The sequence below is a fragment of the Anaerolineae bacterium genome (assembly GCA_016931895.1).
Taxonomy (GTDB): domain Bacteria; phylum Chloroflexota; class Anaerolineae; order 4572-78; family J111; genus JAFGNV01.
Map to the genome: position 1 here is coordinate 1 of JAFGDY010000122.1, position 15,634 is coordinate 15,634.

11 protein-coding genes are annotated in these 15,634 nt (G+C 56.1%); 10 read left to right on the forward strand and 1 reads right to left on the reverse strand.

All coding sequences use genetic code 11. The features are described from left to right. The 10 genes from JW953_09270 to JW953_09315 form a co-directional block, all read left to right on the forward strand. Nucleotides 1-862 (forward strand): hypothetical protein (locus tag JW953_09270; GenBank protein MBN1992884.1); only part of this gene is annotated, 862 nt, incomplete at its 5' end. 165 nt (nt 863-1,027) lie between these two features. Beyond that, entirely contained in the window at nt 1,028-1,324 is a 297-nt protein-coding gene (locus JW953_09275) for a nucleotidyltransferase domain-containing protein (GenBank protein MBN1992885.1), read from the forward strand. 122 nt (nt 1,325-1,446) lie between these two features. Continuing rightward, complete coding sequence (locus JW953_09280; GenBank protein ID MBN1992886.1) at nt 1,447-1,815, forward strand: hypothetical protein; 369 nt, start codon at nt 1,447-1,449, stop codon at nt 1,813-1,815. After that, nucleotides 1,808-2,932 (forward strand): hypothetical protein, encoded by a 1,125-nt coding sequence (locus tag JW953_09285; protein ID MBN1992887.1) that lies wholly within the window; start codon nt 1,808-1,810, stop codon nt 2,930-2,932. Before JW953_09280 ends, JW953_09285 begins: the two co-directional genes overlap by 8 nt. Nucleotides 2,933-2,939: 7 nt before the next feature. Next, a complete protein-coding gene (glgX, locus tag JW953_09290; protein ID MBN1992888.1) occupies nt 2,940-5,081 on the forward strand; it encodes a glycogen debranching protein GlgX in 2,142 nt (713 codons plus the stop codon). An 11-nt stretch (nt 5,082-5,092) separates the two neighbouring features. Further along, nucleotides 5,093-5,842, forward strand: a complete 750-nt coding sequence (locus JW953_09295) for a DUF1638 domain-containing protein (GenBank protein ID MBN1992889.1) — start codon at nt 5,093-5,095, stop codon at nt 5,840-5,842. Further along, entirely contained in the window at nt 5,842-7,440 is a 1,599-nt protein-coding gene (locus tag JW953_09300) for an altronate dehydratase (protein MBN1992890.1), read from the forward strand. Before JW953_09295 ends, JW953_09300 begins: the two co-directional genes overlap by 1 nt. Before the next feature lie 236 nt (nt 7,441-7,676). Further along, nucleotides 7,677-9,011, forward strand: a complete 1,335-nt coding sequence (locus JW953_09305) for an STAS domain-containing protein (GenBank protein MBN1992891.1) — start codon at nt 7,677-7,679, stop codon at nt 9,009-9,011. A 122-nt stretch (nt 9,012-9,133) separates the two neighbouring features. Continuing rightward, nucleotides 9,134-12,259 carry a glycosyltransferase family 39 protein gene (locus JW953_09310; GenBank protein ID MBN1992892.1) on the forward strand — a complete coding sequence of 1,042 codons (3,126 nt, stop codon included), beginning with the start codon at nt 9,134-9,136 and terminating at the stop codon, nt 12,257-12,259. Continuing rightward, entirely contained in the window at nt 12,256-14,871 is a 2,616-nt protein-coding gene (locus tag JW953_09315) for a hypothetical protein (protein ID MBN1992893.1), read from the forward strand. Before JW953_09310 ends, JW953_09315 begins: the two co-directional genes overlap by 4 nt. Before the next feature lie 79 nt (nt 14,872-14,950). On the opposite strand, the gene JW953_09320 is transcribed toward JW953_09315, so the two are convergent. Next, nucleotides 14,951-15,634 (reverse strand): hypothetical protein (locus JW953_09320; protein ID MBN1992894.1); only part of this gene is annotated, 684 nt, incomplete at its 5' end.

A 15,634-nucleotide genomic window follows, 5' to 3' on the forward strand; every position in this document is an offset into this window, starting at 1 on the left:
GCGCCCCCGTTTCCTCATCCCTTTCACCATTGAAGCCGACGCCTGCCAAAACTTCACCCGCGAGTGGTTGGGCAGCAGTTGGATGACCCCCGGCTCGCTGCGCCGGCTGGCGCGGGTGGCTAATTTTACCGGCATATACCTGCCCTTTTGGACCTTTGACGCCGTCACCGCAGCCGATTGGCAGGCCGAGGTTGGCCATACTGAAACTGAGCACTATTATGAAAACGGCAAATGGAAAACCCGCACCAAAACCGTTTGGAAATGGGAATCCGGCCGGGTGCGCCTGTTCCACGACGACCGCCTGTTGGCAGGCACCAACCGCCTCAGCGCCTTGCTGCTGAACCGGATAAAAAGTTACAATCTGAACCAGTTAGCTCCTTACGAAGCCAAATACCTGGCCGGCCTGCAAGCCCAGGCTTACGACATCCCCCTGGAAGCGGCCTGGGAAACGGCCCGGCACGAGATGCGAGAAAAAACCCGGCAAGCCTGCCGCGACCAGGCCAGCACCTCCAAAATCCGCAACTTTAGCATGAATCTGGATTTCAGCGAAGAAAGCTGGCGCTACATTCTTTTGCCCGTTTACCTGGCCCACTATCTCTATAATAATCAGCCTTACCAGGTAATGGTCAATGGCCAGACCGGAACGGTTTCCGGCCAGCGCCCGGTGGATTGGCTCAAGGTCTGGCTGGCCGTATTTGGCCTGCTGGCCCCGGGCCTGACAATGGGCGTGGTTGGCCTGATCGCGCTGATGTTTAGCGAGATGGGCCTTTTTGTTGGCATTATTGGTTTTATTTTGCTCGTCATCGGTTTGATCATTGCCTTTAACCTGGTGCGTAAAGCGCAGGCCATGGATGATATTTAAAAGGCAAAGGTTAAAAACTTGCGTTGACAAACTCCGGTGATTGCTCTACAATCAGATGAAATGTAAAAATAGCGCTGATTGGAAACTATAAAAGTGTCCCAACCACAAGCAAGCCACAAACAACATATCCAATGGTTGCGCCGTTCGTCAAGGCGACCCCGGCCATTGCTCGAAAACCGAATAGCCTATGCCTGGCAACTTACCCGGCGGGCAGCGCAGTTACTTAGAGAAAAGTATCAGGTGAAACGAGTACGAGTTTTTGGCTCGCTGCTCTATGCGGAGCAGTTTCACGCCAAGTCGGACGTAGATTTAGCCGTAGAGGGTTTGGCCGTGCATAATTATTGGGATGCTTTGGCTGACGTGTTATTTCTTGATGACGAAATCATGATTGACCTGGTTGATCCCGCCACTTGTCCTCCTCCTGTGTGGCTACAAGTTGAACGCGAAGGAGTTGATGTCTGAATACCGCGCTTTTAGACTTATCAACCCGTCTGGAAAACGAACTTAAAGAAATTGAGCGGGCCGTACTTGCTCTTGAGGCAGGAGAGCAGGCTCGTCATTTCCCCGGCCAACTCCTCCACTTTTTGAATTCACTCGCTCTTAATTTGCATAGTTTTTACAATGGGTTGGAGCGTATTTTTGAGTTAATCGGCCGCAGGCTTGATCTAACTTTTCCCTCGGGCGAGCGCTGGCATCGTGACTTGCTGGACCAAATGGGTCAACAGATACCCAATGTACGGCCGGCCGTATTGTCTGCCGAGACTGTTGAGAAGTTGGATGAGTTCTTGGCTTTTCGACATCGGGTGCGTAACCTTTATGCCTTCAATCTAGAAACCGAACGATTATATGAATTGTTGGAGCGTTTACCCGATACGTGGCAAAGAGCGAAGGCAGACCTGGAAATATTTAACGAATTATTAAAGCAGGCTGCCTCGGAGGATAAAAATGCCTAGCGTTTCTCTGGATAAATCCGTAAACTCTAACCTGACCTCCACCTGGCACGCGCATCTGGAACCGGCCATCTGCGAACATTGCGATTGGAGCTACCTCCTACCCGCGAATAGCCTCCCGGCAACGGGTCGCCGGGAGGCGACCTGCCCCCATTGTTTCCGGGCTTCCTTGACCGCCAAACAAGCCGGAGACCTTCTGTACAGCCAGCCGCCGGAACTGATTTTGCCTTTTACTCTGCCCTCTGACAAACTGGCCCAAAGTATCCAAACCTTTGCCGGTAGAATCTGGTTTGCCCCTCTTGACCTGAAACCGCAGAATCTACAGGAGCGCTTACAACGCCTTTATCTGCCCATGTGGTTGGTGGACAGCGACGTGCAAGCCACCTGGCAGGCTGAAACAGGCTTCAACTACGATGTGGTCAGCCATCAAGATAATTTCGACGAAAACAAGGGCGGCTGGGTGTCACAAAAAGTCACCGAAACCCGCATTCGCTGGGAACTCCGGCTGGGGCGGTTGAGCCGCGCTTATGCTAATATCGCAGCCCCGGCCCTGGAAGAACATCACCGGTTGCAGCAAGAGTTAGGCCCCTACAACTTGCCAACAGCCCAAGCCTATCAGGCCCAAACCATCGCCAACGCCTTTATTCGCTTGCCCAACCGTTTGCCCCAGGATGCCTGGCCCGAGGCCATTCCGCCCATCCAGGCCGCCGCCGCCGAGGAATGCCGCCGGGCCAGCCGCGCCGACCATGTGCGCCAGTTTCGCTGGAAAGCCGAGTACCATAACCTTAACTGGACCCTGCTCCTTTTGCCCGTGTACACCACCTATTATTTGGATGACGAGCAACAGCCCCAACCCATCCTGATCCACGGCCAATCGGGTTACTTGAGCGGCCCGCGCCGGGCCTCAATGAAACGGGCGCAGCAAACGGCCCTGATCATTGTGGGCGTGGCTATCGCCATTTTTATCCTCAGTTTACTGTTGGGGATTGCCTCCATTTTTATGCCGCCTTTGTTGATGGTAGCCATCATCGGCCTGATTATCGCCCTCATCGTCGGTTTGCTGGCCATTGCGCCGCTGGCGATTGCCTGGCAATTCAACCGTTCGCAGGTTAAACGTTAAACGGGCTATGCTGACCTCCTCTCCCGGCCAACCAATGCCCCTAGGCGCCTCTATCACCGATACTGGCACTAACTTTGCCATCTTTAGCCGCAACGCCACCCGCGTCTGGCTGATGCTGTTTGACGAGCCTACCGCCAGCGCGCCCAGCCACGAATTTGAACTGGACCCCATCACCAACCGCACCGGCGACATCTGGCACATCCACCTCTCCGGCGTGCGGCACGGCTACCTGTATCTCTACCGAATGGATGGCCCCTACGCGCCCAAACAGGGCCACCGGTTTAATTGCCATAAACCTTTGCTCGATCCTTACGCCAGGGCCTTGACCGGTGGCTTTGTGTGGGATTTTAGCCAGGCTTTTGGCTACAACCCCGCTTCACCCCAACACGATTTATCTTTTTCGACCACCACCAACCTGGCCGGCATGCCCAAGTGCATTGTTTACGGCCGCGACGGCTTTGATTGGCAGGGCGACCGGCCCCTCAATCGCCCCCTGCACGAAACCATTATCTACGAAACGCACGTGTGTAGTTTAACCAGCCATTACAGCGCCGGGGTGAAAAATCCCTGCACGTACCTGGGCGTCACCGAAAAAATCCCCTATTTCAAAGAATTGGGCATCACCGCCATCGAGCTATTGCCCCTTCACATTTTTAACCAGTGGGAGTTTACCCGCTTCAATCCCAAAACAGGGGAACGGCTCCGCAACTATTGGGGTTACAACACCCTGGGCTTTTTTGCCCCGCAAAACCTCTACAGCCATCTGGAAACAGAACGGGGCCAACAGGTGGTGGCTTTCAAAGAGATGGTCCGGGCTTTACACCAGGCCGGGTTGGAAGTCATTCTGGACGTGGTTTTTAACCATACCGTCGAGGGCAACCATCTTGGCCCCACCCTGAGTTTTCGGGGGATAGACAACAGCATCTATTATCTTTTGGAAGACGACCTGCGTTACTATAAAAACTTCTCCGGCGTGGGCAACAGCCTCAATTGCAATCATCCCATTGTGCGCGATTTTATCATTGATTGCCTGCGGTACTGGGTGCAGGAAATGCACGTTGACGGCTTTCGGTTTGACCTGGCTACTAGCCTTAGCCGGGACCGGTGGGGACATCTCTCCGGCAACCCGGCCCTCACCGCCCGCATTGCCGAAGACCCCCTGCTGCGCACGGCCAAACTCATTGCCGAACCATGGGACATTGCCGGCTACCAGGTGGGCAATTTCCCCGGCGGGCGCTGGGCCGAGTGGAACGACAAATACCGGGATGAAGTGCGGCAATATTGGCGCGGCGACCCCGGCCTGACCGGCGGCCTGGCTACCCGCCTGGCCGGCAGCGCCGACCTTTACGCGGCCAACGGCCGCACCCCCAACCACAGCATCAATTTTGTAGCCTGCCACGATGGTTTTACCTTAAACGACGTGGTCAGCTATAATATCAAACACAACGAGCTGAACGGCGAAAATAACCGGGACGGCCATAACCATAACTATAGCTACAATTACGGCCATGAAGGGCCAACCAACGGTCCTGAAATTGAGGCCGTCCGCAACCGGCAGGTCAAAAATTTCCTGGCCACGTTAATGCTCTCGCAGGGCACGCCCATGCTCAACGGCGGCGACGAATTCAGGCGCACCCAACAGGGCAACAACAACGCCTATTGCCAGCACAATGAAATTTCTTGGTACAATTGGGGCTTTCTGGAACAGCATGCCGATATTTACCGTTTTACGCGCCTGGTGATAGCCCGGCGACAAAACCATCCTGTTTTTCGCCGGACCAAATTTTTTACCGGCCAGGATATTGACCAGGACCAATATGGCGACATTCATTGGTACAGCTCCAGCGGCCGCAACGCCGATTGGGACCCCACCGACAAACGGCTGATGTGTTTGCTGGATGGTTCCAAAGAAGAAACCGGCGCGGCTGAAGACGATGCTGACGTGCTGCTAATCTTTAACTCCGATGACCGTTCCCACTTGTTTTATTTACCCCCTGCCTTCCACACCGGCCAGTGGTATTTGGCCCTGGACACCAGCCGGCCCTCGCCGGACGACATTTATCCCCCCGGCGAGGGGGTGGAACTGGAGCCGATGATGGCCTATCACGTTAAACCCTATTCAATGGTGATGCTGATCTCAAAGTGGTAACGAGGTAACCCATGCGTTTAAAATGTTTAGGCTGTGAAGTATTGGCCCGCCCTCTCTACCTGTGCGCCGCTCACTCGGCGCATGTTGTTGACGTGCAGTTACTGCGGCGCGGCCTTCATCATAATCCGTCCGATTTACGCGCCCAATTGCAGCGCCACATACACGCCGCCGCCGGCGAAGGTTACGACGCCGTAACGCTGGCCTACGGCTTGTGCGGCCAGGCCGCAGCCGGTCTGATAGCCAGGGATACTCCACTGGTTGTGCCGCGGGCGCACGATTGCATCACCCTTTACCTGGGCAGCCGCGAGCGATACCAGGAGCAGTTTCAAAAGCACAAGGGCACTTACTGGTACACCCTGGATTATATGGAACGACGCGACAATGACCACTCCACCCTGGCCCTGGGCAGCGGCTCAGAAGTAGATTTGGCCGCCGTGTACAATGAATACGTAAAAAAATACGGCCGGGATAATGCCGACTATTTGATGGAAGTGATGGGCGCCTGGCAGCAGCATTACCAACGGGCCGCCTATATTGACCTGGGCGTTGGCGATGGTCAGGCTATTGAAGCGCAGGCCCGCGCCGACGCCGCCCGGCGTGGGTGGGCCTTTGAACGTGTCGCCGGCGATTTAGTGCTGCTTCGCCGCCTGTTGGCGGGGGATTGGGACACAGATTTTCTGGTGCTTGCGCCGGGCCAACAATTGGCCATAACCTACGACGACGAAATAATAGGTTGTCTGCTGGACAGAGAAGGAGCATGATGACTATTTCAAATATTGATTTTGTAGACACCCTTCCGGCCAGGCCCGTGCCTTTTGCCCAGGCGGCTATCCGCCTCCATCCCCGGGACAATATCGCCATTGCCAAAGTCAATCTACCGGCAGGCGCTATTTTGATTCTGAAATCTGAAGGGGAGGCCCCGCTTGAAATGCCGGTGGCGCAATTCATCCCGGCCGGCCACAAAATTGCGCTTGCCCAGGTGGCCGTGGACGAGCCAATTCGGCGTTACGGCCAGGTGATTGGTTTTGCCACCCGGCCCATCCTGCCCGGCCAACACGTCCACACGCACAACTTGGGGCTAAAGAACTTTGACCGGGATTATGCCTTTGGCCTGGATATGCGCCCTGTTTCGCCTGTTCCGGCAGGCAGCCGCCGCACCTTTTTGGGCTACCGCCGGGCCGATGGCCGGGTGGGCACGCGCAACTACCTGGCTGTCATTTCCAGCGTCAACTGCTCGGCCTACACCTGCCGCCAAATTGCTCATTATTTCACCCCGGAACGTTTGGCTGCCTATCCTAACGTAAATGGCGTAATTGCCCTGACTCACACTTCGGGCTGCGGCGGCGTGCATAACGGCACTTTGGCTCAAGAAATGCTTCAGCGGACCCTGGCCGGGATGGCCCGTCACCCAAACGTGGCCGGTTACATCATGGTGGGCCTGGGTTGTGAAAACAGCCAGATTGCCGATATAGTGGAAAAACAGGCGTTAGCCGGGCAAGAGCGGCCCTTGAGTCTGATCATTCAAGATACCGGCGGCATCCGCAAAACCACCGAAGCGGGCATTGCCGCCATCCAGGAGCTACTGTCGCCGGCCAATGCGATTGAACGGACGCCGCAGCCCGTTTCTGAATTATGCCTGGCCCTGGAATGTGGCGGCAGCGATAGCTGGTCGGGCGTTACCGCCAACCCCCTGGTAGGGCTGGTGGCCGATGAGGTGGTGCGCCAGGGCGGCACCATAGTGCTATCGGAAACCCCGGAGATTTACGGGGCCGAACATCTGTTAACCCGCCGGGCCGTCAATCCGGCCATAGGCCAAAAAATTTTGGCCAAAATAGATTGGTGGGCGGATTATCTCCACCGCCTGGGCGTCGAGTTTAACAACAACCCCGGCCCGGGTAACAAGGCGGGCGGTCTCACCAACATCATCGAAAAATCACTGGGCGCTGTGGCCAAAAGCGGCAGCAGCCCTCTAACAGAGGTGTACGATTACGCCGAGCCAATCACCGGCCGGGGCTTTGTGTTTATGGATGCCCCCGGCTACGATCCTATCTCGGTGACGGGCAAGGTGGCCGGCGGCTGCAACCTGGTGCTTTTTACTACGGGGCGGGGTTCGGTTTTGGGTTTCAAACCGGCTCCCGTTATAAAAATCTCCACCAACTCGGCCACTTACCGGCGTTTGTTTGATGATATGGATTTTAACGCCGGCCGGGTTTTGGAAACAGGCGTGGCGATGGAGACGCTTGCGGCGAAATTGTTCGATTTAACCATCGCGGTTGCTTCGGGCCAATCGTCCAAAAGCGAAGCCCAGGGCGCGGGCGAGGATGAATTCATCCCCTGGAATCCGGGAGCTATTTTATAATGACGTTTAAGACCGGCGGCCCTATCCGGCCTCATGCGTTCAATAATCTTAAAGTCAACAGGACGGTTAGACTATTGCCAAGTGACTATTAACGTGCTAACTTAATATAAATTAAAGCCCTGTTTCTGGATATTCAACAGCCAAGAATTACCAACCCATGCTTGCATTCATCGTTGTAGCGGTTACAATGTAAGGTAAGAGCAGCTATGGCTATTTAGCATGTTAAGAGGAAAATTATGCTGCTAAAATTCTGGGGGACGCGGGGCTCGATCCCGGCGCCGGTGTCGCCCGGCCAGATTGAACAAAAAATAGCGCTGGCGCTGCAAGAAGCCGGTCGAGCCAAGATAGACCTGACCGACTCCCAGGCTGTCCACCGCCTGGCGGCTAAGCTGGCCCACAACCTCAAGGGGAGCACGGTGGGCGGCAACACCACCTGCGTTACCATTGAGCTTAACGATCATTTGATCATCTTCGACGCCGGGTCCGGCATCCGGGAATTGGGCGATTTTTTGATGGACAGCCGCCAGGAAAAAGCCAAGCCCTATGGTTTTGGGCAGGGCCGGGGCCACGCTTACATGCTTTTTACCCACACCCACTGGGACCATATCCAGGGCTTTCCTTTTTTCAAACCCATTCACGTGCCGGGCAACGTTTTTGACATTTATCACGTTCACGATTATGTGCCCGAAGCCCTGACCCGCCAGATGGACCCCTGGTTTTTCCCCAAACAGTTTGACCAACTGGGAGCCACCCTGAACTTTCACCAATTGCAAGAAGGCGAACAAATCAACATTGCCGGGGCCACCATTACCAACATTCAACTCAAACATCCCGGCCACGCTTACGCCTACCGGGTGGTGGCCGATAACGCCATTGCCATCCTGGCCACCGACGGCGAATACAAAAGCCTGGATTACGTGAGCACGGCCAAATATTGCAACTTTTACGCCAATGCCGACCTGCTTATCTTTGACGCCATGTTCTCTGTGCGGGAGTCGTTTGTGAAAGAAGATTGGGGGCACAGCTCGGCCCTGATTGGGGCCGACATTGCCCGCGAGTCAAACGTTAAAAGCCTCTATCTTTTCCACCACGATCCTGTTTGCAGCGATGCCGAAATTATGCAAATCCTGCAAAAAACCAGGGAATATCTGGGCCGGGGCGAGGGCGCGCCCGAAGTCATCATCGCCAGCGAGGGCCTGGAGGTCAACCTGGCCAACCCCAGCATGGCCGATTTTTACATTCAGGACCACGCCGAACACGACGTGGTGCTGATGACGCTCTCCGGCAAACTCAGCGGGCATGCCACCGAACAATTTAGAAGGCACCTGGCCCACAGCCTGCAAACGCACCGGGCCGATAAAGTGATTTTGAGCATGGAAAACCTGAGCGATTTGACCATGGCCGGCATCCGCGCCCTGGTTGACGCCCGCAAAAGCGTGATCAGTCTGGCCCTGGTGGGCATCCCGGAAAATATTTACCGCGTCATCGAGCTGACCGGCACCACCGATTTTTTTGCCATTTATGATAACGTTGACGAGGCCCTGCTGGCCTTGAATTCTCACGACAAATAGTCTCAAAACGACGAATGACGAACGACGAATGACCAACAACCAGTTTTTGTCCTTTGTCGTCGGTCGTTGGTCGTCCCGTAAATTAGCCCAAAATCCCCGTTGTCGCTAAAATATGCCTTACTATGGGCGTATCACCAAACACCCCTACTCAGACCTCGCGTTTTTTGCGCCGGGTTGTGCATCTCACTAACCGTTTTCCCCACCTCGGGCTTTACCTTATCCTGGCTATCTTTTTCATGCTGGCTACCCTCCACAGTCTGATTGTGCCCATCACCCAGGGCGAGGATGAATTGGCGCACTACCGTTACATCAGCTTTATTGCCCAAATCAGCCGCCTGCCGATCAACGAGGCTGAACGGGAACAGGCCTGGTATCGCGCTGATTGGCCGCCGCTGTATCACCTGTTGGTGGGTTGGGCCGTTAGCCCGCTTGACCTCACCCAACCCCGCCTCAAAGACGTGGGCGAGGCGCCGCATCGCCGCCTGGTGGGTGAGATTTTTTATCCCCGCCTCATTATCTACACCGAAGACGTCGCCTGGCCCTGGCAAGACGGCATTTTGGCCTGGCACCTGGGCCGCTTTATCTCCATCTTGTTTTCCGCGGCCGCCCTAGTTTTTACCTATTTTACTGTTTTGGAACTATGCCGGGCTGCCCAAGATAGAGCCTTACCCTGCTTCTCCGCTGCCTGGTTGCCCTGCCTCACCACTGCCCTGCTTGCCTTTACTCCCCGCTATCTTTTTACCTCGGCCATGCTGGGCGACGACAGCCTGTTTATTCTGCTTTCAGCCGTTTTTATCTGGCTGCTGCTCCGCGCCCTCCGCGACCACGACCGCTGGTGGCTCTATGCCGCGTTGGGCCTGCTGTTGGGCCTGTCCATTGCCACCAAATACAGCACCGGCCTGTTGCCCCTGGTCATCATCCCGGTGGTCTGGTGGCGGGCCAGGCAAATGGGCTGGCGCTGGCCGCGGTGGCTGGGCCGGCTGGCGGTAGCCTGGGGGGGAGTCATCATTGGGGCCGGGTGGTGGTTTGGCTGGATTAGCTATCACTTTAACACCATCAAAGAAGATGGTCCCGTGTTTGGCCTGCTGAACGCCCTGCTCAACACCGGCCCGGACGTGAGCATGCGCCGCATTTTTGCCCTTTTCACCAATACGGCCTTTACCGGCCAGGAACGCCCCGCCGCCATCGCCGCCGGCACATTTGGGGATTGGGTGGTTTACCTGTTCCAGACCTTTTGGGGGGTGCCAGTTTTAGAGCACGACCCCCTCTTTCCCTGGGCCTATCTGCCAATCCTGATTTTCTGCCTGCTGTCCGGCCTGGGCTTGTGGCAACTATGGCGGGCGGCCAATAACCAAACCCGGTTTACCCTGGCCATCCTGGCGCTCATTGTCGCTCTGCTTTTGCCTTTTCCCTTGCTCCGCTTTTTTTTGACCCGCAACGTGCTAGAAACCGGGCAAGGTCGCCATATTCTCTATCCCGCCGCGCAGGCCATCCCCATTTTATTGATGTTGGGTTGGGGGAGGTTGTGGACTTGGGGGCAAATAAAAAGTTATACGCTGGTCGCTTTGCCGCCCCTTTTTCTCCTCCTTTGGTCCATCTTCCAAATCGGCCACATGGCCGTCACCTATCCCCCCCCCTTACCGGTGCAAACCACTACCTTTAATCCGGCCTCTATCCCCCACCCGCTGGCGCATCACTTTGGCCCCAACATTCAACTGCTAGGCTACGATTTGACCCCGGAAGAGGAACCGGGTCTGAGCAAACTGACCCTTTTCTGGAAATCACAAAATCCGGTCCACGAGAACTATCGTGTTCAAATTCAATTGTTAGATCCGGCCGGACACGCGCATCTCACCTGGCTCAGCCATCCGCTCAACGGCCGCTACCCCACCCGGGCCTGGGATCAGGGCGACGTCGTCCGCGACGAGATACCCCTCCCCCTCACCGGCCTTCCGCCGGGACGCTACACCATTCAAGTTGATTTGCTGCGCGAAGCCGCAAACACCCCTTTAACCGACCCGCCGTTGGCCCTGACTGAGTTTGACCTGCCTACGCGCCACCGGCTGAGTCAAACAGCTACCCTGGACGGGATAAATTACCATTTGTGGCTTGATGACATCCCGGCCCGCCATCGCCAAACCTTACCCCTGTCCTGGAATGCGCCGGGCCAAGCCCAAAACCTGGCTTGGTCGTTACTTGGGCCCGATGATGTGCCTCGTTCTCCAGAAACTACCGGCGATGGCGCCGCCGTTTTCATCGTTGGTCCAGATTGGCCCAGCGGCGATTATCGCCTTCAGCTACAAACCGATGCCGGCATTTGGCAAACCGAACCGCTGCTGACCGTGGCCAACGAGGCCCGCCTCTTCAGCCTGCCTCCCCTGCCGGAAGGGTACGTCTCCCTTGAGGCCAGTTTTGCCAATGCGCTGGGCGAGCCACAGGTCAAATTATTGGGCTTTGTTTTGCCCACCTGCCGGGCCGAGCCGGGCGGCGGCCTGCCGTTGACCCTGTACTGGCAAAGTCTGGCCCCAGTGTTGGGCAACTACATTGTGTTTGACGTATTATTAGACGAAAATCAGCAAGCCTACGGCGGTTACGACCGACTGCCCCGCGAATATTACAGCACCATTCTCTGGGCCGCTGGCGAGGTGATAGAAGATGGTTTTGTGGTGCCGGTCTCGCCTGACGCGCCGCCCGGAATTTACCATTTGCACTTGGGCCTTTACTTGTTGGATGGTGGTGTGTTGGTTTCATTGCCTCTACTACACGAAGGAAAACCCGCTGATGTTACCAGTATCGTCATTGGCCCCCTCAAAGTTGGCGGCCCGCCGTCCGGCGTCACTACCACTGTCGCCAGGCCCCAAGTCGCGCTCAAGCAATCTTTTAATCATCAGATCACCCTGCTTGGCTATGATCTAAACCTGGCTAACGAGGATCAACTTGAATTAACCCTGTACTGGCAAGCCGAAACGACCCTCCCTACCGATTACACCACTTTCCTGCACCTGCGGGATGAGGCCAATCAAACCGTAGCCCAAAAGGACAGCCCCCCGGCCAACGGCCGCTACCCCACCTCGCTTTGGGAGGCCGGCGAAATCATCATTGACGAAATCATTCTGCCCCTGGACCAACTCCCGGCCGGCCAATATACCCCGGTGATTGGCCTGTATGATCTTACCACCGGGGCTCGGCTGCCCACCGTTGACATCCCGGAAAATGAACTCCGCCTGGAAAGCATCATCCTGCCATGACCCGACAACGCGCCGTTCTTTTGACCATCCTCTTGATCGCCTTTTTTTTGCGCGTGTGGCAACTTCCCATCCTCCCGCCCGGCCTCTGGTACGATGAAGCCTACAATGCTATGGACGCCCTCTGGACCGTAAAAAGCGGCCACTATCCCCTATTTTTTGTGGGCAACAATGGCCGGGAACCGATGTGGCCTTACCTGCTGTTGCTGTCAACCACCCTGTTTGGCCATACGCCCCTGGCCGTGCGGTGGGTGGGGGCGATGGCCGGTTTTTTGACCATCCCCATCATGTACCGTTTTGCCTATTTCCTGCTGCGTCCTTTTGCCCAAAACAAGCGCCAGCGCTACTGGCTGGCTTTGGCCGCCTCCGCCTGGCTGGCGATTTCCTGGTGGCATCTGCTCAACAGCCGGGCCGGGTTTAGGCCGGTGCTGCTGCCGCCGCTGCTGATGTTAAGTTTGTATTTTTGGATGGCAGGCATCAGGTATCAAAGGTCAAGGGTTAGGGAACACGTATCACGTAGTGCGTATCTTTTTTCCCGTAACCCCTTTCTAAACTTCATTCTCGCCGGACTCTTGCTGGGGTTGAGCCAATACACCTATTTACCTGCACGATTGGCCCCTCTTATTTGGGGGGGATTCGCCATTTTTGAAACCGTCCAAATTCTATGGGCTATCAGGCCAAACAAAAATCACAAAATACGAAAAACAAAAGACAAAAAACGCCTCACCCGGCTGTGGCTGGGCCTGTTTGTGACCGGGCTGGTGGCCGCGCTCGTTTTCCTGCCCCTCGGTCTGTTCTTTTTTAACCACCCCGAGACCTTCTCCTCCCGCACCGGCGACGTTGTTTTTGTTCCGCAAAATCTGGGGCAAATAACCTCACATCTGTTGCAAAGCGTTAGCCTCTTTTGGGGGGCGGGGCACCAATTGTATCGTCATCACTTTCCGGGCCGGGCGATGCTCGGCTGGTTGGAAATACCCTTTTTCTGGGTGGGTTTGCTGGCCCTGCTGCGGCGCAGCCAACTGCGCCGCCCTGAAACAAAGCTCATTCTCTTGGGCCTGCTAATCATGTGGATACCGGCATGCCTGGCCTCCCCGCCTGTCCACGGCCTGCGTCCCATCGGCTTGTTGCCATTTTATTATCTGGTGGTCACCCTGGGCCTTTATTACGTTTCCCGGATCATCTACCACAGATTACGCCCTACGCCCTATTCCCCCAAACTTTACCCGGCCTACCTTCTTCCCTTCGCCGCCGCCATCTTCATTTCTCTCAACAGCCTCCTCAACACTTACGACTATTTTCAACGCTGGGCTAACCACCCGGAAACGTATAAAGAATACAACGGCCCGCTGGTTGAGGTCACCCGGCATCTTCTCGAACTATCCCAAACCACCGACGTCATCATCCCCTTCCACCTTTACGTCCATCCCACTACCCGCTATCTCTTGTGGCCTGCTTTTTCTGAAAAGGCGGGACCCCCTCCTCCCTCCAACCGACCTGTCGAGATGCTCTTGATCCCCAACACCTTCCAACTGCTCTACGTCGGCAACATCCCCACCTCTCCGGCCATGGTGCTACTGACCAGGGATACCGCCGGCCAGGGCGTAGTTTATGTCTCCCGTCCCCCCCGCGCCAACGAACAACTAGCCATCAATGAGGCCCTCGCCGCAAAACAAAACCAACTCAAACCTTTCCAGGACAAACTGGGCCGCGCCATCGTCCAATTTCTTCCACTCTCTCGCCCCTCGCCCCTCACCTCTCTCCTCTCCCCCCTGTTCAATCCGGCCCCTTTGCGCGTCATTGACCTCAACTGGGCCAACGTGGCCCGGCTCAAGGGGTACGATGTGACGCCAGAAGTGGCCCGGCCCGGCCAGCCGCTAACAATCAATCTCTATTGGCAGAGTTTGACCGAGGCCACTTTTGAGCACCGCCTCTTTCTGCAAATTCTCAACGGCGCGGGCCGGCCCATCAACCAGGCGGAGAGCGACGCCTTCCGCGAGGACATGTATCGCTGGCGGCCCAACGGCCTGTTGACCACCCAGCACACCCTCTGGCTTGGCCCGGACACGCCGCCCGGCCCGTACCTGCTGCGCCTGGGCTTTTTTGACGAACTTTCCGGCCGGCGACTGCCGCTGCAAACGTCAGCAGACGCAGCCCCTCTTGAGCAAGTGCAACTGGGTCTGTTCTACGTATCTCCCGATGGGACAGACCCGCGCCGGCCGGTCACGCCCCTCTCTGCCAATTTTGCCGACTCTATCGAACTCATCGGCATCACGATACCGCCCTCCTTCCTCCCTTCCTCCTTCCTCCCGGTCACGCTTCATTGGCACACCCTCTCCCCCACGGCCAAACCGTATACTGTCTTCCTCCAACTACTCAATCAGCAAGGAGAGGTGGTGGGCAGTTGGGACCAACAGCCCTTCAACGGCCTCTATCCCACCCCCCTCTGGTCGCCCGGCGAAATCATTGCCGATACCCTCCCCTTACCCCTGCCGGGAGAGCTTGCGCCGGGCCGATACCGGCTGATCACGGGCTTTTATGATTTTGAAACAGGGCAACGATTGCCTGTGGTTAATGGCGGCGACTTTGTTGAGCTAACTGAGTTTGTAGTTGACTGATCCAAAAATGAAGGGGCGGAACCGGCCCGGCTCCGCCCCTTCAACCCTTTTATTTTTAGTAGTCAAACTTCAAGGGCGACTACTCTCCCATAGCAGCCTTTTTGGCCTCCCAATCAATCCTCCACTCGGCCACCGGGTCGCCGGTAACGGGGCTAATGACCGGGGTGAGCCAGGGCTTGTATAGCCTAACGTAGGTGTAGTAATAAATGGGGGCAATGCCTGCTTCTTCATCAATAAAGATTTTTTCAGCCTGCGCATACAAATCCTGACGCTTAGCGGGATCCGGCTCAAAGGCGGCTTCCTCTACCAGGGCATCAAACTCTTCATTAAAGAATTTGGCATAGTTCTGGCCGCTCTTGGAATGATACACATCATTCAGCCAGTTGTTACTGTCTGGATAGTCGGCGCACCAACCCAAACGATAAATATGGGGTTTTTCCTCATCAGGGGCCTCAGGCAGTAATGTTTTCAGGAAAACCGCAAATTCCTGGTTCTCAATGGCAATGTTGGCCTTGGGGAAAGCTTCCGCCCACATCGCCTGAATGGCTTGAGCAATCTGGGCGTGGGCCTCGGAAGTGTTGTGCATTAACACCAGATCAAGCCCTTCACCGTCGGGATAGCCGGCTTCGGCCAGCCAGGCCTGAGCCTGGGCTACCTGGTCGGCATAGTTCGCCTGCACCAGCCAGCCGCCAATATCAAAATTATCCGCTACGTTACCAAATATCCCCGGCGGGGCAAACGAATGGGCCGGAAGCTGATCGCC